We start from the raw sequence: 23,526 nt of genomic DNA, 5'->3' as shown, positions 1-23,526 counted from the left end.
CGCGCGGGTGTTGCGGCGGGCCGCCAGCGCACGTTCGGTCGGTTCAGAGTTGTTTAGAATTTAGAGATAATTTGGACTTGTGCGGTTGATTGTTAACGGCTGGGTAACTCGCTCTCTTCAAGGTTGCAGCGCTCTGGGGAAAACCTGTGGATAACCGGAGCTGCGAAGGGGACAAGTGATGACGATTTGCGATGAAAAGGGCGGGACCGCCATGTATCTGCCTGCGTGGGTGCCGGAGGATGCGAAACACTATCTGGCTCACACCGAAGGTGGCGAGGCGATCAGGAAGCTTGCACGCATGGCAGGCTGCCATGCCTCGACGGTGCTTCGACAGGTTCGCCGGATCGAAACACTGCGTGACGACCCACTGGTCGACGGCGCGTTGCGCAGGCTCGGCGAGTTGCGCCCGGTATCGGCCGGGGCCGCGTCGAAGAAGGAGTATAAGCCCATGAAGGAAATCAGGTCGGGCGCGGTCACCCCGGACGCCGCGGTGCTGGCACGCGAGTCCCGCCGGGTGCTCCGCCGCCTGTGCGAGGCGGGCGCGGTTCTGGCGGTCGCTGCGGAAATGGACAAGGCTGTCGTGGTGCGGGACACCGAGGGCGGCGGCTCGGCCCGGACGGCGGTCGTGGACGCGCCGGTTGCGCAGGCCATGGCGCTGAAGGGCTGGATCGCCTGCAATGCGCCGGGCCGGATCTCGCGCTACCGCATCACCTCGGCGGGCCGGGGCGCTCTCAACAGGCTGATGGCCGAGCAGGAGACCCGGCTGCGGGGGTTCGCGGAAGCGCAGGCAGGGTTCAGCAACGCCGCCGAGGCCGAAGCCGCGATGGACGCGGCCGATGCGGATCCGCAGACGCGGCGCCGCAGCATGCTCACCGAAAGCCCGGTGGTGCTCTTGTCGCGGCGGCGCGACCGGAACGGTGTGCCCTTCCTGTCCGACGACCTGGTGCGGGCGGGTGACCGGCTGCGCGAGGATTTCGAACTGGCTCAGCTGGACCCGCGTGCCGCGCAGGACTGGAGCCAGTTCCTCGGCGCAGGACCGGATCTGCCGGTTGGCGGTGAGCGTCCGCGCGGTCCGGACGCCGCGCGCGCCCGTTTCGCGGCGGCGCTGCGCGATCTCGGCCCCGGTCTCGGAGACGTGGCGCTGCAGTGCTGCTGTCATCTCGAAGGGCTGGAGGCCACCGAAAAGCGCATGGGCTGGGCCGCGCGGTCGGGCAAGGTGGTCCTGCGGATCGCGTTGCAGCGGCTTCGGCGTCACTACGAGACGACCGACGCGCAGGGGGCGGCCTCATCGGCTGACGGCCCTTATCCGGAGAGACAACGCGCGGCCCCGCATCCGCCGGGCCGCGCGTTTCATTGTTCAGAACAGCGGTTGTCGCACTCAGCGCGGCAGTGCTGCGGCCTCTGCTGCCAACGCCTCGATGGCGTCCCAGTCGCCGGCAGCGACCTTGTCCTTGGGCGCCACCCAGCTGCCGCCGGCGCAGAGCACGTTCGACAGGCCGAGGTAGTCGCCGGCGTTCTTCAGGCTCACGCCGCCGGTGGGGCAGAAGCGGATCTGCGGCAGCGGCGCGCCGATGGCCTTGAGCGCGGGTGCCCCGCCCGAGGCTTCCGCCGGGAAGAACTTCTGGACGGTGTAGCCGCGCTCGAGCAGCGCCATCGCCTCGGAGGCGGTGGCCGCCCCCGGAAGCAGCGGCAGGCCCGCCTCTTCGCAGGCGTCGAGCAGCCGGTCGGTTGCACCGGGCGAGACGCCGAAGGTGGCGCCGGCATCCACGGCCTTGCGCACGTCTTCGGGCGTGAGCAGCGTGCCCGCGCCGACCGCGCCGCCTTCGATCTTGGCCATCTCGGCGATCACCTCGAGCGCGCCGGGGGTGCGCAGCGTCACCTCGAGCGCCGGAAGGCCGCCCTTGACGAGCGCGGCGGCAAGCGGACCGGCCTTGGCGGGATCCTCGACCACGAGCACCGGGATGATCGGGGCGAGACGGCAAATCTTTTCGGCGGCGAGGCTGGCGTCGGCGGGAGTGATCATGTGCATGCCTTTCGGATCTGTCAGTCGAAACGGAGAGAATGTGTCGGCTTTCGCTTAGCACGATCCCGCGCCCGGATGTAAGGCGCTAACACCGCCGCTCGGGCAACACGCCCGGTCTGGCGCCTTCAGCCGAACTCCTGTTCGTCCGCGGCCACCGCCGCGCGGAAATCGCCCAGCAGTGTCGGGTCGGCGGAATGCACCCGGTTCCATGTCGGGATGAAGGGCGTCTCCTGCGGGTTCTCGATGAACATCTGCCCGGCGCGCGCAATGCTCTCACCGAACATCTCGATGCTGCGCTCCTCGGCATGGCGGTCAATGGTCAGCCCGTTCATCTTGGCATCGGCCCAGTAGGCTTCGAGCAGGTCGAGCGCCGAGCGGTAATAGGTCGCCTTGAGCGTGCGGAATACGTGGGGCGTAAAGACCGTGCCGTCAGCCGCGAGCTTGCGGTAGACCGCCTTGCAGATGTCGGTGGACATGCGCGCGAGCCCGGTCGAGGCATCCTCGGGCGACAGCTCCTGGTGCTTGTGGTCATACTGGTCGGCGATCTCGACCTGGCAGACCTGCCGTGGCCCGAGGTTGCGCCACGCCTCGGACAGCACGCCGATCTCGAGGCCCCAGTCGGAGGGGATCCGCAGGTCGGGCAGCAGGCCGGTGCGCAGGGCCATCTCGCCCGAAAGCGGGTAGCGGAAGGCGCGCAGGTAGTCGATGTAGTCGCGGTCGCCGATGGTGCGCTTCAGCGCGATCAGAAGCGGCGAGACCAGCAGCCGCGTGACCCGGCCGTTCAGCTTGCCGTCGCCGACGCGCGGATAATATCCCTTGGACAGCTGGTATGAAAATGTCGGGTTCGCCACCGGATAGACCAGCCGGTCGAGCATCTCGCGCTGGTAGGTGACGATGTCGCAATCGTGGATCGCCATTACCGCGCTGTCGGCGCAGGAGATGAGATACCCCATGCAGCCCCAGACGTTCTTGCCCTTGCCGGGATCGACCGGTCCGAGGCCGAGCGCCTTCAGCCGGGACTGGATCTCGAGCATCCGGGGGCTGTCGTTCCAGATCACCGTGGTCTGCTGCGGCAGGACGCTGAAGAAGTCACGGGCGTGGCGGAATTGCGCCTCGTCTGCGCGGTCGAGACCGACGATGACCCGGTGCAGGTAGCTGACCTTGCAAAGCTCGGCGAGGATGTTCGGCAGGGCGTCCCCCTCGAGCTCGGAGTAGAGCGACGGCAGGATCAGCGAGATCTTGCGGCTCTGCGCAAAGGTGTCGAGCTCGTAGATGAGCTCTTCCTGCGGACGGGCCCGAAGATTGTGGAACTGCGCGATGTTCCCGTTCTGTTGAAAGTCGGCCATTCAGTCTGCTCTCCGGTCTATTCCCAGCGTGTCCAGCAGGCGCAGGACCTCGGCGATCCAGCCTTGGGGGCCGGGCAGGGTGCTGCGCGTGATGCGCCCCTCCGCCTCGCCGGGAAGCGGCGGGATGTCCTTGCCGTGATCGTTGCGGATGATGACGCCGTGGTCGGCGGTCTCGATCATCTCGATATCGTTGGGCGCGTCGCCAAGGGCGATGGCGGTATCCCGGTCGAGATCGTGCATGATCGCCGCCATCTGTCCGGCCTTGGTGCCGCCGAAGGAGAGCGTCAGGAACCGCCCGCCGCGGCGCGCCGTGACGCCGTTCTCGGAGAGCGCGTCGAGGAAGGCGGTGAGGCCCTCGTCCGTGCCTTGCCAGAGCCCCGGCTCGGTGAAGTTGCGCTGCCGTGCCAGCGCCGCGGCCTCGGACGAAAGCCCGGTGATCTGCGCCACTTCGGCGTCGGTCATGTCGCCGAAGCCGCGATAGGGGCCGGCAAGGTCGGGCGGCAGCCCCGCGAGGATCGCGCGCAGCCGGTCGTATTCGGAACGGTCGGTCGAACCCGCACCGGGGCGGACGCTCTGCGCCCCGTTCTCTACGATGACCGGCCAGTCGCCGAGGCCGAGCTCTGCGTGAAGCGGCATGATCTCGGCTGCGGTTTTCGAACTGGCGAGAATCAGGGGAATATTCTGCGTCTTGAGCGCCATCAGGGCCGGCATCGCGGCCTCGTGGCTGTAGTCGGAATGGTCAAGCAGGGTGCCATCCAGATCCGTGAATACGATGAGCCGCACCACACGCCTTTCTTCGTCGTTCCGACGAGAGCGTAACCGCTTTGCGCGAGCGGAGGGAACAGCTAGCCGATGTTTTGGGTCTGATGACGACGGCCGACGCCTCTTTGACGGGCGTCGACGTGTCGCGGATCAGCCAACGCCGGCATTGCGGCCCCGAGACATGCGGGGACGCAGCCGCGTCAGCGGGGCTTTCAGGCCACGTGCTCGAGCTTGACCTCGGGCGTGACGCCGAGCGCGAAGCAGACGTCGCGCGTCAGCTCAGGCCGGTTCAGCGTGTAGAAGTGAAACTTGTCGACGCCGCCGTCGATCAGGTCGGAGCACAGCTCGGTGCAGAGCGCGGTGGCAAGCAGATCCTGCCGACCGTCCCGCTCGGCCTTGTCGAACGCCTCGATCACCCAGCCGGGGATCTTGGTGCCGCAAGCTTCCGCGAAGCGCCGCGCGCCCTTCCAGTTCTCGACCGGGAAGATGCCCGGCACGATCGGCTTGTCGATCCCGGCTTTCTCGCAGGCGTCGCGGAAACGGAAAAAGGTCTCGGCCTCGAAGAAGAACTGGGTGAGCGCCTCGGTGGCGCCGGCGTCGAACTTGCGCTTGAGGTAGTCCACGTCGGCGGTGTCGGTGGCGGCCTCTGGGTGCACGTCGGGGTAGGCGCCGACGCGGATGGTGAAATCGCCCTCGTTGCGCAGCGCCTCGATCAGCTCGACCGAGTTGGCGAAACCGTCGGGGTGAGGCGTGAAGCCCGACTCGCCCTTGGGCGGGTCGCCGCGCAGGGCAACGATGTCGGTGACGCCGGCTTCCTTGAACTGGCGCGCGATGCCGAGCGTCTCTTCACGGGTGGCGTTGACGCAGGTCAGATGCGCGGCGGTGCGAAGTCCGGAATGCTTGTGCAGCGTCGCGACGACCTCGCGGGTCAGCTCGCGCGTGGTGCCGCCGGCGCCATAGGTCACCGAGACGAAGCGCGGCTGCAGCGGTGCGAGCGCCTGCACGGTGTCCCACAGGCGAAAGGTTGCCTCGATGTTGCGCGGCGGAAAGAATTCGAACGAGATCTCGGGGCGGTTCATGGCCGGGGTCCTCATCATTGGTAGGCTCTTGTCGCATGGTTCGCATTGTGAGACAAACTCATAAATCTCAAGAACAACATGAGTAGAACTTAGGGATGCACATCGAGTTCCGCCACCTTCGCACGATCAAGGCGATTCATGAAGCGGGCGGGCTGGCGCGGGCCGCGGACCAGCTCAACATCACGCAATCGGCGCTGTCGCATCAGATCAAGGGCCTCGAGGACCAGGCCGGGATCGAGCTTTTCGTGCGCCGCTCGAAGCCGATGCGGCTGTCGGCGGCGGGTATGCGGCTGTTGCGGCTTGCCGAGCAGGTGCTGCCGCAGGTCGAGGCGGCGCAGGCGGAATTCGCCGGGCTCAGGGAAGGGCGCTCGGGCCGGTTGCACATCGCCATCGAGTGCCACGCCTGTTTCGAATGGCTTTTCCCGGTGCTCGAGGGCTTCCGGAAGAGCTGGCCCGATGTCGATGTCGACATCCGCCCCGGTCTTGCCTTCGACGCGCTGCCCGCGCTGCAGAAGGAGGATGTCGACGTGGTGATCTCCTCCGATCCGGAGAATATGCCCAACGTCACCTTCACGCCGCTCTTCGACTACAGCCCGGTCTTCGTTGCTTCGAGCTCGCACCCGCTGGCGTCGCGCGACTGGATCGAGGCGCAGGATTTTCGCGGCGAGACACTTATCACCTACCCGGTGGAGCGCACGCGGCTCGACGTGTTCTCGCAGTTGCTGAGCCCCGCCAAGGTCGAACCTGCCGCGATTCGGCAGGTCGAGCTGACGGCGGTGATCCTGCTGCTGGTGGCTTCGAACCGGGGCGTTTCGGTGCTGCCCGACTGGGTGGTGCGCGAGGTGAAATACAACTCGGACTACGTCACGCGGCCGTTGACCGAAAAGGGGCTGAAACGCACGCTCTATGCCGCGACGCGCACCGAGGACCTGTCGAAGCCGTACATGGGCGACCTGATCCGGCTGGCAGGAAAGGAAGCGCGGCGGCTCCAGACCCAGTAGGGTCCCCACGCAGGGTGCAAATTGTCCCGGCCCTCCGGCGGGCCGGGACCTGGCAAAGTATCTAATGAATCAGAGGGACTTGAGATCGGATGCCATCATCCGCCCGTCGCGACCTTCTTTCAACTCGTAACTCACCTTCTGGTTGTCCGCCAGGCCGGTGAGGCCCGACCGCTCAACCGCCGAAATATGAACGAAGACATCCTTGCCACCCTCTTCGGGCGCAATGAAGCCGTAGCCTTTCGTGGTGTTGAACCATTTCACGGTGCCGTTCGGCATGTCCCGTGCTCCTTCCAGTCTTTCTCAATGTTCTGCCCTGCCGGGGGCGGGCCTCCCGTCACATCCGCCTTTCAGAGCGGAAAATCGGCATGAACACCGGTTTTCCGTGACTGATCGTCGAAGGTCACACCGAAAATCGTTACACAGGCGATGTAAAAATCAAGAGAAACACCTCGCAACCGCAGCGATAGGCGATAAATTGTGCGGGCAAGACGAAGCAGAGGGCGTGATGAGGCTATACGGGCTGAAAAACTGTGACACATGCCGCAAGGCGATGAAGGCGCTGCCGCAGGCAGAGTTCGTGGACGTGCGCGCCGACGGGGTGCCTGCGGACGTTCTGGCGGCGGCGCAGGCGCGGTTCGGCGACAAGCTGGTGAATACCCGCTCGACGACATGGCGCGGCCTTGACGAAGCGGATCGCGCGAAACCGCCGCTGGTGCTCTTGGCGGAGCACCCGGCGCTGATGAAGCGCCCGCTCATCACCAACGGTGACGAGATGTACCTGGGCTGGGACAAGACCACGCAGGCCGCCCTTGGCGTCGGCTGAGCCCGGCGCGACACTTGTTTGACACGAAAAGGCCCCCGCATTCTCTGCGGGGGCCTTTGCTTTTATTCCGGGCTCTCATCCGGGTCCGCGTGGTCAGCCGCGCAGGTCAGGTGGCGTCGCGTCGGTGCCGAGCTCGGCCGCGATCTCGTCGAGCGGGCGCACCTGCGTCTGCTTTTCGCCGAGGCGGCGCACGGTGACCGTGCGTTCCTCGACCTCGCGGTGGCCGACCGCTAGGATCACCGGCACCTTGCCGACCGAATGCTCGCGGACCTTGTAGTTGATCTTCTCGTTTCGCGTGTCGGCCTCGGCCCGGACGCCCGCCGCCTTCAGCGCCGCGACGACCTCGTAGACGTAGTCGTCGGCTTCCGAGGTGATCGAGGCCACCACCACCTGCCGCGGTGCCAGCCAGAACGGCAGCCGGCCGGCGTGTTCCTCGATCAGGATGCCGATGAAGCGCTCGAAGGAGCCCAGCGTCGCGCGGTGCAGCATGACCGGGCGGTGCTTTTCGCCGTCCTTGCCCACGTAGGTGGCGTCGAGGCGCTCGGGCAGAACGAAGTCGACCTGCAGCGTGCCGCATTGCCAGTCGCGGCCGATCGCGTCGGTCAGCACGAACTCGAGCTTGGGCCCATAGAAGGCGCCTTCGCCCGGGTTAAGCTCCACGTCGTTGGTGACCTTCTGCGTCGCGTCCATCAGCGCCTTCTCGGCGCGGTCCCAGACCTCGTCGGAGCCGGCGCGCACATCGGGGCGGTCGGAGAACTTGATCTTGTAGGTCGGGAAGCCGAGATCGCGGTAGATCTCGCTGAGGAAGGAGATGAACTTCTCGGTTTCCTCGGCAATCTGGTCCTCGGTGCAGAAGATGTGGGCGTCGTCCTGCGTAAAGCCGCGCACACGCATGATGCCGTGCAGCGCGCCCGACGGCTCGTAACGGTTGCAAGAGCCGAATTCGGCCATGCGCAGCGGCAGGTCGCGGTAGGACTTGAGCCCCTGGTTGAAGATCTGCACGTGGCAGGGGCAGTTCATCGGCTTCAGCGCGTTCACCGACTTCTCGCGCGCATGCTCCTCGTCAACCTCGACGATGAACATGTTGTCCTGGTACTTCTCCCAGTGTCCCGAGGCTTCCCACAGGCGCCGGTCGACGACCTGCGGCGTGTTCACCTCGACGTAGCCGCCCTTCTGCTGCTGCCGGCGCATGTAGTCCTGCAGCGTGGTGTAGACGGTCCAGCCGTTCGGATGCCAGAAGATCTGGCCCGGCGCCTCTTCCTGCATGTGGAACAGGTCCATCTCGCGGCCGAGCCGGCGGTGGTCGCGCTTCGCCGCTTCCTCGAGGAAGTTGAGATAGCCCTGCAGATCCTTGCGATTGCGGAACGCCACGCCCTGCACACGCTGGAGCATGGGGCGGTTCACGTCGCCGAACCAGTAGGCGCCCGAGACGCCCATCAGCTTGAAGGCGTCGGCCGGAAGCTGGCCGGTGTGCTGCAGGTGAGGACCGCGGCAGAGATCCTGCCACTCGCCGTGCCAGTACATCCGGATCGGCGCATCCTCGGGGATGCGGTCGACGAGCTCGACCTTGTAGGGCTCGCCGTTGTCCTCGTAGAACTTGCGCGCGCGGTCACGGTCCCAGATCTCGGTGCGCACCTCGTCGCGGGCGTTGATGATCTCCTTCATCTTCGCCTCGATCTGCCCAAGATCCTCGGGCGTGAAGGGCTCGGCCCGGTCGAAGTCGTAGAACCAGCCGTGCTCGGTGACGGGGCCGATGGTGACCTTGGTGTCGGGCCAGATCTCCTGCACGGCGCGCGCCATCACGTGCGCGAGGTCGTGGCGGATCAGCTCGAGCGCCGGCGCGTCGTCCTGCATCGTGTTGATGGCGATCTCCGCGTCTTCCTCGATCGGCCACTGAAGATCCCAGTGCTGACCGTTGACGGTGGCGGAAATGGCCTTTTTCGACAGCGATTTCGAGATCGACGCGGCGACCTCGGCGGGGGTTACGCCGGCGTCGTAGTCGCGCGAATTGCCATCGGGAAGGGTGAGAGAGACTTGGGCCATGATCTGGCTCTCCTCGTCGGTTTGGCGCCCACGGAACGCCCGGTTGCGGGTATGGTTTCGGCGGTGTTTTGGCCGCGCGGGCAGGGGGTGTCAAGCGCCGTGCGTCGCGGCAAACCCGGCACCGGACCGCACCGTTGCGCTGTACGCGCGCTGCAGCGAGGGTCACCGCCAAAAATAACGCCGCCCCGCGCGGTGGCAGGGCGGCGTCTCAGTTCGGTCGGCGCGGGTGTTACTCGGCCGGCTGTCCCTGGGGCTGTCCATCAGGCGTGGTGTCCACGGCCTTCTCGACGTAGGTCGCATGAATGTCGCCGGACATGTTGTGTTCCGCTTCGGAGTCGCTGCGATAACGCTGGCGATGACGATGGATCATCAGGTTGTCCCAACGAAGTGCACGCACGAGCGACAGGGCGATGAGACAGAGCACCACGGCAAAGGGGAAGCCCGCCACCACAGCTGCCGCCTGCAGCGCGTCGAGACCACCGGCCAGAAGCAGGACCGAGGCGACGGCGCCTTCGGTAACGGCCCAGAAGATCCGCTGGATCTTCGGGGGGTTAGGGTCGCCGCCCGAGGTCAGCATGTCGATGACGAAGCTGCCGGAGTCGGACGACGTCACGAACCACATGATGATGAGGACCGTCGCGAAGACCGAGGTGATGCTCTTGAGCGGGAAGTAGTTCAGCAGTTCGAACATCGCGTTGGCGTAGTTCTCCTGCGTCGCCTCGACCAGGGTCGGGTCGCCGCCGAGCGAGATGTCGATCGCGGTGCCACCGAAGGCGGTGAACCAGAAGAACATGATGGTGCAGGGCAGCAGCATCACGCCGACCATGAATTCGCGCACCGTGCGGCCGCGGCTGATGCGCGCGATGAAGACGCCGACGAAGGGCGCCCAGCTCACCCACCAGGCCCAGTAGAAGATCGTCCAGCTGTTCTGCCAGTTGCCGCCGTCATTGCCGCTGAGCCAGCCCTCGCTCCAGGTGCCGAGCTCGACGAGACGGCTCAGGTAGTAGCCGTAGTTGTCGATGAAGCTGTCGAAGATGAACAGCGTCGGTCCGACGATGACCATGAAGGCCAGCAGGATGATCGTGAGCACGATGTTGACGTTGGACAGCCGCTTGATGCCGCCGTCGAGACCCGCCACCACCGACATCGTCGCCATCGCGGTGATGCCGGCGATGATGAGGATCTGCACGAAGGTGTTGTTCGGCACGCCGAAGACATCGGAGAGACCCGCGTTCACCTGCGTGGCGCCGAGGCCCAGCGAGGTGACGATGCCGAACATGGTGCCAAAGACCGCGAGGATGTCGACCACATCGCCCCAGAAGCCGTAGATGCGGTCACCGATCAGCGGGTAGAGCGTCGAGCGGATCGACAGCGGCAGACCCTTGCGGAAATGGAAATAGGCCAGCGACAGCGCGACCACCGCGTAGATCGCCCAGGCGTGGAAGCCCCAGTGCATGAAGCTGATCGCCATGGCGTCGCGCGCGGCGGCCATGGTCTCGGGCTCCTGCAGGGGCGGGGCGAGATAGTGATACATTGGCTCGGCCACGCCCCAGTAGATGAGGCCGATGCCGATACCCGCGCTGAACAGCATCGCCGTCCACGAGAACAACGAGTATTCCGGGTCCTCTTCCATCTTGCCGAGGCGAACGTCGCCGAACGGACCGAACGCCATGAAGATCACGAAGATCAGCAGCGCGTTCACCAGAAGGATCATCGCCCAGCCCAGATAGCTCGCGAAAAAGTTCTGGATGCCGACGAAGACGGTGTTGGCAAGGTCGCTGAAGAGGGCGCCGAACAGGATGAAACCGACGATAAGCGCCGCGGAAACGATGAAAACGGGCCGGTGAACCTTTGGAAATATCCAAAATCGTTCCTGCGGTATGTGCTGCTTCATCTGCGTTCTTCCCTGTTGTTGCACTGACAGGTCGAACGCGGGTTCCCGCCGAAAGGTTCAACTCTCCGGTCACATTTCAGAGGCCGTCCCTTGAAATCGCCATCACGTTACCGTGGCTGAACATTTGCCCATCTGGCTTCCAGCGCCTCGAGCGCGGCGATACGCTCCTCGGTCTTCGGGTGCGATAGAAGCCAGGCGGGGATCGCACCCCCACGGTTGTTCGTGAGCTTTTCGAGTTTCGTAAACAGTGACTTCTGAGGTCCGACACCGATGCCGGACTTGTGCAGAAGCGCGGCGGCATAGGCATCGGCCTCGTATTCGTCACCGCGTGACAGACGCGCCGCGAGCAGTTTCATCAGCGCGTTGGCGATCCACGGACCGATGCCGGGCAGAAAACGGCTCAGCACCATGGCAAGCGCGGTGCGAATGGCGTTCTGGCCAGAGAAGTCGATCATCCGGCGCTGCGAATGACCCAGCGCCACGTGCCCCAACTCGTGCGCGATGACGCTTGCCATTTCCTCGGCCGTGACCTCGCCGGCGCGGTAGCGGTTGTAGAAGCCGCGTGTGATGAAGATGCGCCCGTCCGGCGCGGCGAGACCGTTGACCGGCTCGATCTCATAGATGTTCACCCGGATGCGCGGCAGGTCGAGCGCCTCGGCCATGCGGTCGGTGAGCGCCTTGAGGCGTCCGTCCGCAAGCTCGGTCGACTTGGCATCGAGCTCGCGCGCGGTCCGCCACGCCGAGAAACGATACATCGCGACCGCGTAGAGAATGGCGAGCAGGATCGGAGTGAACTTCAGCATGACCTGAATATGGGCGCTCGGGCCGGGGCGGCCAAGGGCAATCTCGGCGCGTGAGGGGCGTATTGCCTGCTGAGGAAAGAAAAATCCCGACCGCATGAGCGGCCGGGATCTCCATGTTCGTTGTCGTGATGCGAACTCAGCTCTCGCCGTCCGCCTCGTCCTCGCCCTGGTCGGCGATCCAGGCGACCGAGACGACGGTCTCGCCCTCGCGGGTGTTGAAGACCTTCACCCCTCCGGCGCTGCGCGAGCGGAAGGAGATGCCGTCGACCGGAACCCGGATCGACTGGCCCGTCGAGGTGGCCAGCATGATCTGGTCTTCCATCTCGACCGGGAAGGAGGCCACGATCTCGCCGCCGCGCATGGTCTTTTCCCATGCCGTGACGCCCATGCCGCCGCGGCCGCGGATCGGGTAGTCGTGGCTCGAAGACAGCTTGCCCAGGCCCTTGGCGGTGATCGTGAGAATCAGGTTTTCGGCAGCCGACATCTCGGCGTAGCGCTCGGGTGGCAGCAGGCTGTCGGCGTTGCCCTCGTCCTCGTCCGGGGTCGTCTCTGCATCGTCCGCGAGCCCCGCCATGGCGCGGCGCATCTTGAGGTAGGAGGCGCGCTCATCCGACTCGGCCTCGAAGTGCCGGATGACCGACATCGACACGACCTCGTCGCCGTTCGACAGCTTCACGCCGCGCACACCGGTGGAATTGCGCGAATTGAACACACGCACGTCCGGCACAGGGAAGCGGATGGCGCGACCGGAATTGGTGACGAGCATGATGTCGTCCTCTTCCGAGCAGATCCGCGCGTTGATGAGGCGCGTTGCCGCGTCGTCGCCCTCGAACTTCATCGCGATCTTGCCGTTGCGCTTCACGCTGGTGAAATCCGACAGCCGGTTGCGACGCACGGAGCCCTTGGAAGTGGCGAAGACGATCTGCAGATCGTCCCAGTCCGCCTCGTCCCGGTCGACCGGCATGATCGCCGCCACCGACACGCCCTGCGGGATCGGCAGGATGTTGACGATGGCCTTGCCCTTCGAGGTCCGGCCCCCCTGCGGCAGCCGCCAGGTCTTGAGCTTGTAGACCATGCCCTCGGTGGTGAAGAACAGCAGCTGCGTATGGGTGTTGGCCACGAAGAGCTGGGTGACGACGTCGTCTTCCTTCAGCCCGCCGCCCGACAGCCCCTTGCCGCCACGCTTCTGCGACCGGTACTCGGCCAGCGGCGTGCGCTTGATGTAGCCGGACTGGGTGACCGTGACGACCATGTCCTCGCGCTCGATCAGGTCCTCGTCGTCCATGTCGCCGGCCCAGTCGGCGATCTCGGTGCGGCGCGGCACGGCGAACTGGTCGCGCACGGCGGTCAGCTCGTTCGAGATGATCTCCATGATGCGCTCGCGCGACCCGAGGATCTCGAGGTATTCCTTGATCTTCTTCGCCAGCTCCTCGAGCTCGTCGGTGACTTCCTTGACGCCGAGCTGGGTGAGGCGCTGCAGCCGCAGCTCGAGGATCGCCCGCGCCTGGCTTTCGCTCAGGTTATAGGTGCCGTCCTCGTTCATCTTGTGGGTAGGATCGTCGATCAGCTGGATGTAGGGTGCGATGTCATGCGCCGGCCAGCGCCGCGTCATCAGCTTCTCGCGCGCCTCGGCGGCATCCTGCGAGGCGCGGATGGTCGCGACAACCTCGTCGACGTTGCTGACCGCCACGGCGAGACCGCACAGGATATGACTGCGTTCGCGCGCCTTGCGCAGCAGGTAGGCGGTGCGCCGGGCCACGACATCCTCGCGGAAGTCGACGAAGGCGGTGAGGAATGCCCGCAGCGTGAGCTGCTCGGGACGGCCGCCGTTCAGCGCCAGCATGTTGCAGCCGAAGCTGACCTGCATCGGCGTGAAGCGGTAGAGCTGGTTCAGCACGACCTCGGCGGTGGCGTCGCGCTTGAGCTCGATCACCACGCGCACGCCGGAGCGGTCGGATTCGTCCTGAACGTGGCTGATGCCCTCGATCTTCTTGTCGCGCACCGACTCGGCGATCTTCTCGATCATGTTCGACTTGTTCACCTGGTAGGGAATCTCGTCGATGACGATGGCGTAACGGTCGCGCTTGATCTCCTCGATCCGGGTCTTGGCCCGGATGATGACCGAGCCGCGCCCTTCGAGATAGGCCTTGCGCGCGCCGGACCGTCCGAGGATCACGCCGCCGGTCGGGAAGTCGGGGGCGGGGATATACTCGATCAGCTGCTCGGAGCTGAGGTCGGGCTCCTCGATGAGCGCCAGCGTCGCGTCGATGACCTCGCCGAGGTTGTGCGGCGGGATGCGCGTCGCCATGCCGACGGCGATGCCCTCGGATCCGTTCACCAGGATGTTGGGATAGCGCGCCGGCAGCACCAGCGGCTCGTTGCGCTCGTTGGCGTAGTTCGGGACGAAGTCGACGGTGTCCTTGTCGATGTCCTCGAGCAGTGCTTCGGCGGTTCGCTCGAGACGAGACTCGGTGTACCGGTAGGCGGCCGGCGGGTCGCCGTCCATCGAGCCGAAATTGCCCTGGCCGTCGATCAGCGGCAGCGACATGGAGAAGTCCTGCGCCATCCGCACCAGCGCGTCGTAGACGGCCGAGTCGCCGTGGGGGTGATACCGGCCCATGACGTCGCCGACCGCGGTGGCGCACTTGCGGTAGGGCTTCGACTTGGTCTGCCCGTTCTCCCACAGCGTGTAGAGAATGCGCCGGTGCACCGGCTTCAACCCGTCGCGCAGGTCGGGAATGGCGCGGCTCACGATCACGCTCATCGCGTAATCGAGATAGCTCGACTTCATCTCGTCGATGATCGAGATGGCGGGGCCGCTGTAGCTCGGGCGCTCGGGTCCGCCCATTTCTTCACCGTTTTCAGGGGGTTCCGGCGTGTCGGTCACGATGCTCGCCTGTCCGTTCTTATGCTATATCTTGTTGAAATCGCTTATATCAGAGACAGGATATGGGGCGCAATGGCGGGCGGCAGACATTTCTGGCAGCCGCTCTTGGAGCCTGCTAACAATCTGTTTTCATTGATGGAATGAATTTCTCACTGCAAGCTACCTGACATGGAAACATGACGAGGTAAAGCGATGCAGGAAACGCCGACGGAACTGATGCTCAAGGGCTATGGCCTCACCACCGCCGAGATCTTCTACCGGATGCCGGATTATCGGAACGTCCTCAATACCTTCGTTTGGCAGGAGTACGATCTCGCACCGGATCACCCGAGGCTCTTCAGGTTCATCGAGTTCTGGCAGGACGAGATCGAGGGGCCGCTGCATTCGATCCGCTACACGCATCGCAAGATGCTGTCATCGGGGGAGTGGCGCAACGTGGTCGGCGAAATCACCTATCACTGATGACCTTGCCTGCGGCGCGCGTCGGGACTTCAGGGGCTCTGCCCCTCTGCGGCTGCGCCGCATTCACCCCGAGGGTATTTTCGAACCGGAGAAAATCAGAAGCGTGTCGTGAGAAGGCGGTCCGGTCCACCCCTCGCCGCGCGGGGCGAGGGGCTTCTCCGGTTGCGGTCATCGGCGCCTCCGCCTGTACCGCAGATCCGGTTATGGCTCATTAAGGTTAACGAACCGTTTCTTCTCTGGTTCGAAAATACCCTTCGGGGGTGAATTCGCGGAACGCGAAGAGGGGGCAGACAGCCCCCTTGCGCCCTTGCCCCAGGTGCTGCCCGGTCTCAGGGGATGATGCGGGTGTATTTCGTGCCTTCGAGCGTGGCGCCGACGCGCAGGCCGGACTGGCCGAAGATCACCGCGATGACGGGGGCCATCGAGGTGGTCGTCTCTGCCGCGAGAGTCTCGCCCTTTTCCGGCGTGGCGTACTCGATGTTGGCGGCGGCGGCCCAGCCCGGCGAGCGGCGGAAGTTCATCAGCGCTTCGTCGGTCATGAAGAACAGCACATGGGCATATTGCTGCGCGCCGATCTGCAGGCCGCCGGAGCCGCGCACCATCGAGTAGTAGTCGACCGTAGCCCCGCCGACGCGCAGCGCGCCGCGGCCGTAGGCGCCGCCGAGACCGAGGCCGGCTTCGGTGACCAGCGGCATGACCAGCATGCCGGTCGCCTTGTTGCCGAGATCGACCGTGCCCGGAAATTGCGAATACATCTGGCTCAGGGTCGAATCCACGCGGGCGTCGATGGTGGCGGCACCGGGGCTGCCGATGCCGTTGCCACAGGCTGCGAGAAGGGCCGTCGCCCCCAGTCCGAAGGTGAAGCTGCGTCGGGTGATGTCCATGGGTCTGCTCTGTGTCCTGTCCTTGCCAAAGCCTCGCCCCGGCTGTCCCGCCGGGTTGCGGCGAGCTTAGCTTCCTGTGGCAGCAAAGTCACGCGTCAAGCGCCGGTGCGCGGCAATCCGCCTTAGCCGTTGAGCAGGCGGGCGGCCGCCGGGGCGAAGTAGGTCAGCACGCCGTCGCAGCCCGCGCGCTTGAAGGCGGTGAGGCTCTCGAGCATGACCCGGTCTCCGTCGAGCCACCCGCGCTCGGAGGCGCCGGCGAGCATCGCGTATTCGCCCGAGACCTGGTAGGCGAAGACCGGCACGCCGAAGCTGTCCTTGGCGCGACGACAGATGTCGAGATAGGGCATCCCGGGTTTCACCATCACCATGTCGGCGCCCTCGGAGAGGTCGCGGGCCACGAGGCGCATCGCCTCGTCGGCGTTGCCGGGCTGCATCTGGTAGGTGGTCTTGTCGCCCTTGAGTGCGCCCGATGCGCCGACGGCGTCGCGGAAGGGGCCATAGAAGGCCGAGGCGTATTTCGCCGAGTAGCTCATCAGCAGGGTGTTGCGGAAGCCCTCGCGCTCGAGCTCGCGGCGGATCGCGCCGATGCGGCCGTCCATCATGTCGGAGGGGCCGATGATGTCGCAGCCGGCGCGGGCCTGGCTCAGCGCCTGCTTCACCAGCGCCTCGACGGTCTCGTCGTTGACGATCTCGCCATTGGCCTCGAAGCCATCGTGGCCCTTGCTGTTGTAGGGGTCGAGGGCCACGTCGGTCATCACCGCGATGTCCGGCACCGCGTCCTTGATGGCGCGGGTGGCGCGGTTCGACAGGTTGTCAGGGTTCCACGCCTCGGCGCAATCTTCGGTCTTCTTCTCCGCCGGCGTGAAGGGGAAGAGGCAGATCGCCGGGATGCCCAGCGCGTGTGCCTCGCGGGCGGCGTCGACCACCTTGTCCACCGAAAGCCGGTTCACGCCGGGCATCGACGCCACCGGTTCCACGATGCCTTCGCCCTCGCGCACGAAGACCGGCCAGATGAAATCGGCGGGCGTGAGCACGTTCTGGGTCACCAGCGACCGGATCGCGGGCGACTTGCGCAGGCGGCGCAGGCGGGTTGCGGGAAAGGCGGCTTGGGTCGGGTGCATGGCCGGATCCTTGGCTGACAAGATGCGGTGATCCGAGGGACATGCACCCGCGCCATGCAGGTTGTCCACCCCCGGCGGCGGGGACGGACTGTCGCGGGGCGCGCCGGGCTTCAGTCGAAGCGGCCTTCGTGCAGCTCGAGCGGCTCCGGATCGCCGAGGTTGGCGAGGAAGTCGGGGCGGTTCTTGCTGGCCGCGAACGGGGCCTGAAGGCGGTTCGAAACGGCGTTGTAGACGAAGAACGCGTTCGAACGGGGGTCGGGCGTGATGTTGCCGTTCGAGCCGTGGATCGTGTTGCAGTCGAACAGGAACAGCGTCCCGGCCGGACCCTCGGCGTCGGCAATGCCATGCATCTTCGCGAGATCCGCGAGGCTTTCGGGCGACGGTGTGCCGATTTCCTGCTTCTGCAGCGAGCTCTTGTGGTTGTCCTCGGGCGTCTCGCCCTGGCAGCTCACGAAGACCTTGTGCGATCCGGGCATCAGCATCAGTGCGCCGTTGTGGGCCCGGTTGTCGGTGAGCAGCAGCGAGGCCGAGAGCGCGCGCATCCGCGGCATGCCGTCTTCGGCGTGCCATGTCTCGAAATCGGAGTGCCAGTAGAATTCCTTGCCGGTGAAGCCGGGCTTGTAGTTCAGGCGCGACTGGTGGACGTAGACCTCGTCGCCGAGCAGGAAGCGTGCGATGCCTGCGAGCCGCCGGTCGCGGGCGAGCTTCGACATCATCTCGTCCTGCGCCTCGAGTCGGAAGATCGTGCGCACTTCGTTCGAACCCGGTTCGGTTACCACATCCTCGCCGGCGAGCGCATCACCGTCGGCCCGCAGCGCCGCTGCGCGATCAACCAGCGCGCGGACCTCTTCGGGCGAAAAGAGATCCTTGAGCACCAGAAAACCGTCGCGGTCGAAACGCTCGGCCTCTGCCTGCGAGATCGGGGCCTTCTCGGTCCAGTCCTGCCAGACCACCGGGTCGACGCGCTCGATCCAGCGCTCCGGCTCGGGGGTCCGTGTGGGGTACGCATCCGCCTCGAGGGTGTCTCGGGTGTCGCGGGGTGCATATTCCAGTGGCATGATGCCTCCTTGCTGTGCTGTTTGGAAACAGGCTGTGCTGTACTCCCACAAGTCCCCCCGGTCGTTGGAGGTTCCAAATTTTCTCTTTGGGGTTGAGCGGCCAAGCTTGGTGCGGCGTCGCCCACAGCGGCGATGGATTGTTGCGGTTTGCGCTCTGGGCAATCGGACCGGGTCGGTCTAGAACGCCTGGAACGCAAGCGACGGAAGAGGCACGGCGTGGACTGGTATCAGATCGTCCTGGAAACCATCGACATGCGGTCCTTCTCGAACCTCTGGTTCTGGATCGCGCTCGCGGTGGTCTGGTCCACCGCCAGTCACTGGGTGCTGGGCGTGCCGTTCGACATGGTGGCGCGGGCGCGCCGCAGCGGCGGTCAGGCCGGCCGGGATCTCGAGGACATGGTGCGCATCACCGTGACCCGGATCCTCTACATCGCCGAGGAGGCGGGGCTCTGGATCGTCGGCTTCGGCTCGGCGCTGCTGAGCGGCCTCGCGGTCGCGGGGTTCGTCTACGGCATGGAGCTCGCGCAGGCGCTGTTCCTGCTGGCCTTCCCGATGTCGCTGGTGGCATGGATGAACGTGGTCACAGCAGCGCGCATCCGGAACGAGGCGCTTGCCGGAGAGGACCTGTGCGCCCGCCTTTCGCGCCATCGCTTCTGGACGCAGGTGATCGGGATGGTCTCGATCTTCGTCACCGCGCTGTGGGGAATGTACCAGAACATGTCCTACACCGCGCTCGGCGGCTGAAGAGGGCGGTTGACGCCGGCGTGTCGGCGCGCCAAATCCCATTCCCATGTCACAGACACGTATTACCATGGGCGGCGCGCCCGAAGGGTTCGACGCGCGCCTCGTCCTGGCCGAGGCCGACAAGGCCGGCGGTCCCGTCATCCACATCGCCCGCGACGACAAGCGCATGGTGGCGATGGCCGATGCGCTGGCGTTCTTCTCGCCCGACATGCCCGTGGTGCGCTTTCCCGCCTGGGACTGCCTGCCCTATGACCGGGTGTCGCCGAACCCCGACATCTCGGCCGCGCGCATGGCGACGCTGGCGGGGCTCGTGCACGGGATGCCGCAGCGCTTCGTGCTGCTGACGACGCTTTCGGCGGCGATGCAGTTCATCCCGGCCCGCGACATCCTGCGCGAGGCGGCGTTTTCCGCCCGCGTCGGTGACCGCATCGACGAGGCGGCGCTGCGGGCCTTCCTCGTGCGGATGGGGTTCAGCCAGGCGCCGACGGTGACCGAGCCCGGCGACTACGCGATCCGGGGCGGCATCATCGACGTCTTTCCGCCGGGCGAGGGCGGGCCGGTGCGACTCGACCTGTTCGGTGACGTGCTGGACGGGGCGCGCCGGTTCGATGCCGCCACGCAGCGGACCACCGAGAAGCTCGACGTGGTCGAACTGGCGCCGGTCTCCGAGGTCATCCTCGACGAGGCCGCCATTACGCGCTTTCGCCAGAACTACCGCATCGAGTTCGGCGCCGGCACCTCGGACGACCCGCTCTACGAGGCGGTGAGCGCGGGGCGCAAGCAGCAGGGCATGGAGCACTGGCTGCCGTTCTTCCACGAGCGGCTTGAGACCCTGTTCGATTACCTGCCCGATGCGCCGGTGCTGATGGACGACCAGCTTACCCCCGCGCGGCTGGCGCGGTGGGAGAGCATCGAGGACCAATACGAGTCGCGCCGGCACGCGATGACCCAGAAGGGGCGGCTCGATTCCGTCTACAAGCCGGTGCCGCCGGGCCAGCTCTACCTTGACGACGCCGCCTGGGAGGCGGCGCTCGACGGGCGGCGCGCGGTGCAGTTCCATCCGCTCGCGCAGGCCAGCGGGCCCGGCGTCGTCGACGCGGGCGGCCGGATCGGGCGCAACTTCGCGCCCGAGCGCCAACAGGAAAGCCTGAGCCTTTTCGGCGCCTTGGCAGATCATGTTAAGGCAAAGATGCAGGGCGGCCCGGTGCTCATCGCGTCGTGGTCCGAGGGCGCCCGCGAGCGACTGACCGGCCTGATCGAAGACGAGGGGCTGGCCGAGGCGATCCCGGTGGCGAACGGCACCCGCATCGGCAAGCGCGGCCTGCACCTTGCGGTCTGGGCGCTGGAAACCGGCTTCGAGGCGCCCTGGGGCGACCCGAAGAACCGCCAGCGGATCACGGTGATCTCGGAGCAGGACGTGCTCGGCGACCGGCTGATCCGCGCGCCCAAGAAAAAGCGCAAGGCCGAGAACTTCCTGACCGAGGCGCAGTCGCTCAGCCCGGGCGATCTGGTTGTTCACGTCGACCACGGCATCGGGCGCTATCACGGCATGGAGGTCATCACCGCCGCGGGCGCCGCGCATGAATGCCTGCTGCTGGAATACGCCGAGGGTGCGCGGCTCTACCTGCCGGTCGAGAACATCGAGCTGCTGTCGCGCTACGGGCATGACGAGGGGCTGCTCGACCGTCTGGGTGGCGGTGCCTGGCAGGCCAAGAAGGCGAAGCTCAAGGAGCGCATCCGCGAGATGGCGGACAAGCTCATCCGCGTCGCTGCCGAACGCGCGCTGCGCAAGGCGCCGGTCATCGACCCGCCGCCCGGCGCGTGGGAGAGCTTCTGCGCGCGGTTCCCCTACACCGAGACCGACGACCAGCTGCATGCCATCGAGGACACGCTGTCGGACATGACCAGCGGCAACCCGATGGACCGGCTGATCTGCGGCGACGTGGGCTTCGGCAAGACCGAGGTCGCGATGCGCGCGGCCTTCGTCGCGGCCATGTCCGGGGTGCAGGTCGCGGTCATCGCGCCGACAACCCTGCTTGCCCGGCAGCACTACAAGAGCTTTGCCGAACGGTTTCGGGGCTTCCCGCTCAACGTGGCGCCGCTGTCGCGGTTCGTGTCCTCGTCGCAGGCCGCCAAGACGCGCGAGGGCATCTCGAAAGGCACCGTCGACATCGCCGTCGGCACCCACGCGCTGCTGGCCAAGAACATCCGGTTCCAGAACCTCGGGCTGCTGATCATCGACGAAGAACAGCATTTCGGCGTCGGCCACAAGGAACGGCTGAAACAGCTGCGCTCGGACATCCACGTTCTTACGCTGACCGCGACGCCGATCCCGAGGACGCTGCAGCTGTCGCTGTCGGGCGTACGGGACCTGTCGATCATCGGCACGCCGCCGGTCGACCGCCTGTCGATCCGCACCTATGTCTCCGAGTTCGACGCGGTCACCATCCGCGAAGCGCTGCTGCGCGAGCACTACCGTGGCGGACAGAGCTTCTACGTGGTGCCGCGCATCACCGACCTGCCCGAGATCGAGGAATTCCTGCGCGAGCAGGTGCCCGAGGTCTCCTTCGTGGTGGCGCATGGCCAGATGCCGGCGGGCGAGCTCGACGACAAGATGAACGCCTTCTACGACGGCAAGTTCGACGTGCTGCTGGCCACGACGATCGTGGAGTCGGGCCTCGATATTCCCACCGCGAACACGATGGTGGTGCACCGGTCGGACATGTTCGGCCTGAGCCAGCTCTACCAGATCCGCGGCCGCGTCGGCCGCTCCAAGACCCGGGCCTATGCCTACCTGACGACGAAGCCGCGCGCGAAGCTCACCGACGCCGCGCAGAAGCGCCTGCGGGTGCTGGGCTCGCTCGACACGCTCGGCGCGGGCTTCACGCTGGCAAGCCAGGATCTCGACATTCGTGGCGCCGGCAACCTGCTGGGCGAGGAACAGTCGGGCCAGATGCGCGACGTGGGCTACGAGCTTTACCAGTCGATGCTGGAAGAGGCGATTGCCAAGATCAAGTCGGGCGAGACCGAGGGCATCCTCGAGGACGACGGCCAGTGGGCGCCACAGATCAATCTCGGCGTGCCGGTGCTGATCCCCGAGGACTACGTGCCCGATCTTGACGTGCGGCTCGGTCTCTACCGGCGGCTCAGCGAGTTGTCGACCAAGGTCGAGCTCGAAGGCTTCGCCGCCGAACTCATCGACCGGTTCGGCAAGCTGCCGAAGGAGGTGAACACGCTGATGCTCGTCGTGCGCATCAAGGCGATGTGCAAGAAGGCCGGCATCTCGAAGCTCGACGGCGGGCCGAAGGGGGCGACGATCCAGTTCCACAACGACAAGTTCGCCTCGCCCGAGGGGCTTGTGGCCTTCATCCAGGCGCAGAACGGGTTGGCGAAGATCAAGGACAACAAGATCGTCGTGCGTCGCGACTGGAAGAAGGACAGCGACAAGATCAAGGGTGCCTTCGCCATCGCGCTCGACCTCGCCGAGCGGGCCGGGACCGTGAAGCGCCGCAAGGAGGCCTGAGGGCCGGGAAGGGGGCGGATGCGGATCGCCTCGCTCAACGTGCAGAACCTGCGGCTGCTGCCCGATACGGGCGGCGGCCACCTGCACGGCGCGCGTGACCGCGACGAGGCCGCGAGCCCCTCCCATGACGCTGCCGATCGCCGACTGACCGCCCAGTTGATCGCCGCGACCGATGCCGACATCGTCGCGCTGCAGGAGGTGTTCGACGCCGAAAGCCTCGACGCCTTCCACGACCGCTGCCTCGCGCCGCTGGGCCGCGTCTACCCGCACCGTCTCTGCCTGCCGGGAAACGATGGGCGCGGGCTCGACGTGGCGGTGATGGCACGGCGACGGTGGGACGCGGCGCAGAGCCACGCGCAGCTGACACCGCGCGATCTCGGGCTGGACCGGCCCGAGGGGATGCCACCCGACCAGCCGATTTTTCGCCGCGATTGTCTCGAGCTCCGCTTCGGCGCGCTCACGCTCTTCGTGGTCCATTTCAAGGCACCGGCCCCCGACCCGGAGCGCGCCCGCGCGCTGCGCCGGCTCGAGGCCGAGGCGGTGGTCCGCCTGCTGCCGCGCGGGCCCGATGCGCTCTGGCTGGTGGCCGGCGACCTGAACGACCCGGAACAAGGCGAAGAGCGGGCCATCGCGCCGCTCGAGGCAGCAGGCGTGGATCTCGGCCTGCGCCTGCCCGAGGCCGCGCGCTGGACTTATTACGACCCGCACAGAGACCGGCACCAGCGGCCCGACCGGATGATCGCCTCGCCGGCGCTGGCGGCGCGCTTCCCCGAGGCGGTGCCCGAGATCCTGCGCCGGGGGCTTGGACATGAGGCCGGGCCGGGGCAGGGTGCCCGGCTCGAGCGCGTCGGGTTGCACCGCCCACACGCCAGCGATCACGCGGCGCTCGTGCTCGATCTGCCGGGCCTCTGACGGTGAGCGGAGCCGCCGATGCCACAGCTTTTCGCGCCACGGTCCGGTTGGCGCTACCGGGCCCGCGCAAAAGAGCTTTTTTCTTGTGAAAGCGGTTTGAACGTCTTAACCGATGGAACTGTCGTCATGTCGCAACCGGCCCCGGACCGGGATACGCCCGT

18 protein-coding genes and 1 pseudogene are annotated in these 23,526 nt (G+C 66.2%); 7 read left to right on the top strand and 12 right to left on the bottom strand.

What is annotated here, in order from left to right:
* Window positions 1-178 precede the first annotated feature (178 nt).
* Window positions 179-1,201 (top strand): annotated as a pseudogene (locus tag D6860_RS25570) (DUF6456 domain-containing protein); the annotation flags it as partial.
* A gap of 177 nt (window positions 1,202-1,378) precedes the next feature.
* On the opposite strand, the gene eda reads toward D6860_RS25570, so the two are convergent.
* The 4 genes from eda to metF all read right to left on the bottom strand — a co-directional run bounded on the left by eda (window position 1,379) and on the right by metF (window position 5,210).
* Window positions 1,379-2,023, bottom strand: coding sequence for a bifunctional 4-hydroxy-2-oxoglutarate aldolase/2-dehydro-3-deoxy-phosphogluconate aldolase (gene eda, locus D6860_RS00820; protein WP_179949471.1), 645 nt, complete (start codon window positions 2,021-2,023; stop codon window positions 1,379-1,381).
* A gap of 125 nt (window positions 2,024-2,148) precedes the next feature.
* Window positions 2,149-3,369 carry a glycosyltransferase family protein gene (locus D6860_RS00815; RefSeq protein ID WP_076624577.1) on the bottom strand — a complete coding sequence of 407 codons (1,221 nt, stop codon included), beginning with the start codon at window positions 3,367-3,369 and terminating at the stop codon, window positions 2,149-2,151.
* Window positions 3,370-4,152 (bottom strand): HAD-IIB family hydrolase, encoded by a 783-nt coding sequence (locus D6860_RS00810; protein WP_076625430.1) that lies wholly within the window; start codon window positions 4,150-4,152, stop codon window positions 3,370-3,372. It abuts the gene before it with no gap.
* A 191-nt stretch (window positions 4,153-4,343) separates the two neighbouring features.
* Window positions 4,344-5,210: a methylenetetrahydrofolate reductase [NAD(P)H] gene (metF, locus tag D6860_RS00805; RefSeq protein ID WP_076625431.1), complete on the bottom strand. Its 867-nt coding sequence runs from the start codon at window positions 5,208-5,210 to the stop codon at window positions 4,344-4,346.
* A gap of 95 nt (window positions 5,211-5,305) precedes the next feature.
* On the opposite strand from metF, the gene D6860_RS00800 reads away from it, so the two are divergent.
* Window positions 5,306-6,211: a LysR family transcriptional regulator gene (locus D6860_RS00800; RefSeq protein WP_076624578.1), complete on the top strand. Its 906-nt coding sequence runs from the start codon at window positions 5,306-5,308 to the stop codon at window positions 6,209-6,211.
* 69 nt (window positions 6,212-6,280) lie between these two features.
* Here the strand turns inward: D6860_RS00800 and D6860_RS00795 are convergent, their stop codons facing one another.
* A complete protein-coding gene (locus tag D6860_RS00795; RefSeq protein ID WP_017467899.1) occupies window positions 6,281-6,487 on the bottom strand; it encodes a cold-shock protein in 207 nt (68 codons plus the stop codon).
* 229 nt (window positions 6,488-6,716) lie between these two features.
* Here D6860_RS00795 and D6860_RS00790 point away from each other — a divergent pair, with 229 nt between their 5' ends.
* Entirely contained in the window at window positions 6,717-7,034 is a 318-nt protein-coding gene (locus tag D6860_RS00790; RefSeq protein WP_076624579.1) for an ArsC/Spx/MgsR family protein, read from the top strand.
* Between the two features lie 93 nt (window positions 7,035-7,127).
* Here the strand turns inward: D6860_RS00790 and thrS are convergent, their stop codons facing one another.
* The 4 genes from thrS to gyrA all read right to left on the bottom strand — a co-directional run bounded on the left by thrS (window position 7,128) and on the right by gyrA (window position 14,622).
* Complete coding sequence (gene thrS, locus D6860_RS00785) at window positions 7,128-9,077, bottom strand: threonine--tRNA ligase (RefSeq protein WP_076624580.1); 1,950 nt, start codon at window positions 9,075-9,077, stop codon at window positions 7,128-7,130.
* Window positions 9,078-9,306: 229 nt separating this feature from the next.
* A complete protein-coding gene (locus D6860_RS00780) occupies window positions 9,307-10,971 on the bottom strand; it encodes a BCCT family transporter (protein WP_076624581.1) in 1,665 nt (554 codons plus the stop codon).
* A gap of 107 nt (window positions 10,972-11,078) precedes the next feature.
* Window positions 11,079-11,774 (bottom strand): M48 family metalloprotease, encoded by a 696-nt coding sequence (locus tag D6860_RS00775; protein ID WP_076624582.1) that lies wholly within the window; start codon window positions 11,772-11,774, stop codon window positions 11,079-11,081.
* A 136-nt stretch (window positions 11,775-11,910) separates the two neighbouring features.
* A complete protein-coding gene (gene gyrA, locus D6860_RS00770) occupies window positions 11,911-14,622 on the bottom strand; it encodes a DNA gyrase subunit A (protein ID WP_229743221.1) in 2,712 nt (903 codons plus the stop codon).
* A gap of 231 nt (window positions 14,623-14,853) precedes the next feature.
* On the opposite strand from gyrA, the gene D6860_RS00765 reads away from it, so the two are divergent.
* Window positions 14,854-15,123: an usg protein gene (locus D6860_RS00765; RefSeq protein ID WP_017466887.1), complete on the top strand. Its 270-nt coding sequence runs from the start codon at window positions 14,854-14,856 to the stop codon at window positions 15,121-15,123.
* A gap of 329 nt (window positions 15,124-15,452) precedes the next feature.
* On the opposite strand, the gene D6860_RS00760 is transcribed toward D6860_RS00765, so the two are convergent.
* From D6860_RS00760 to thpD, 3 genes are all read right to left on the bottom strand, one after another.
* The gene (locus tag D6860_RS00760) at window positions 15,453-16,007 is read right to left on the bottom strand and encodes a lipid-binding SYLF domain-containing protein (protein WP_017466888.1); all 555 of its coding nucleotides are present in this window, start codon (window positions 16,005-16,007) and stop codon (window positions 15,453-15,455) included.
* A 122-nt stretch (window positions 16,008-16,129) separates the two neighbouring features.
* On the bottom strand, window positions 16,130-17,128 hold the full coding sequence (gene hemB / locus D6860_RS00755; protein ID WP_017466889.1) for a porphobilinogen synthase: 999 nt from the start codon (window positions 17,126-17,128) through the stop codon (window positions 16,130-16,132).
* 110 nt (window positions 17,129-17,238) lie between these two features.
* Window positions 17,239-18,186 carry an ectoine hydroxylase gene (gene thpD / locus D6860_RS00750; protein ID WP_017466890.1) on the bottom strand — a complete coding sequence of 316 codons (948 nt, stop codon included), beginning with the start codon at window positions 18,184-18,186 and terminating at the stop codon, window positions 17,239-17,241.
* A gap of 216 nt (window positions 18,187-18,402) precedes the next feature.
* On the opposite strand from thpD, the gene D6860_RS00745 reads away from it, so the two are divergent.
* Genes D6860_RS00745 through D6860_RS00735 form a run of 3 tightly spaced genes read left to right on the top strand, consistent with a single transcriptional unit; the run spans window position 18,403 to window position 23,365 of the window.
* Entirely contained in the window at window positions 18,403-18,930 is a 528-nt protein-coding gene (locus D6860_RS00745; RefSeq protein ID WP_017466891.1) for a hypothetical protein, read from the top strand.
* A 46-nt stretch (window positions 18,931-18,976) separates the two neighbouring features.
* A complete protein-coding gene (mfd, locus tag D6860_RS00740) occupies window positions 18,977-22,453 on the top strand; it encodes a transcription-repair coupling factor (protein WP_076624584.1) in 3,477 nt (1,158 codons plus the stop codon).
* Between the two features lie 18 nt (window positions 22,454-22,471).
* Window positions 22,472-23,365 carry an endonuclease/exonuclease/phosphatase family protein gene (locus D6860_RS00735; protein ID WP_076624585.1) on the top strand — a complete coding sequence of 298 codons (894 nt, stop codon included), beginning with the start codon at window positions 22,472-22,474 and terminating at the stop codon, window positions 23,363-23,365.
* Window positions 23,366-23,526: the final 161 nt, after the last annotated feature.

Origin of the sequence: Salipiger sp. D13, assembly GCF_003703915.1 — a bacterium.
Lineage (GTDB): Bacteria > Pseudomonadota > Alphaproteobacteria > Rhodobacterales > Rhodobacteraceae > Salipiger > Salipiger profundus.
This window is presented reverse-complemented; position numbering and strand designations above follow the sequence as displayed.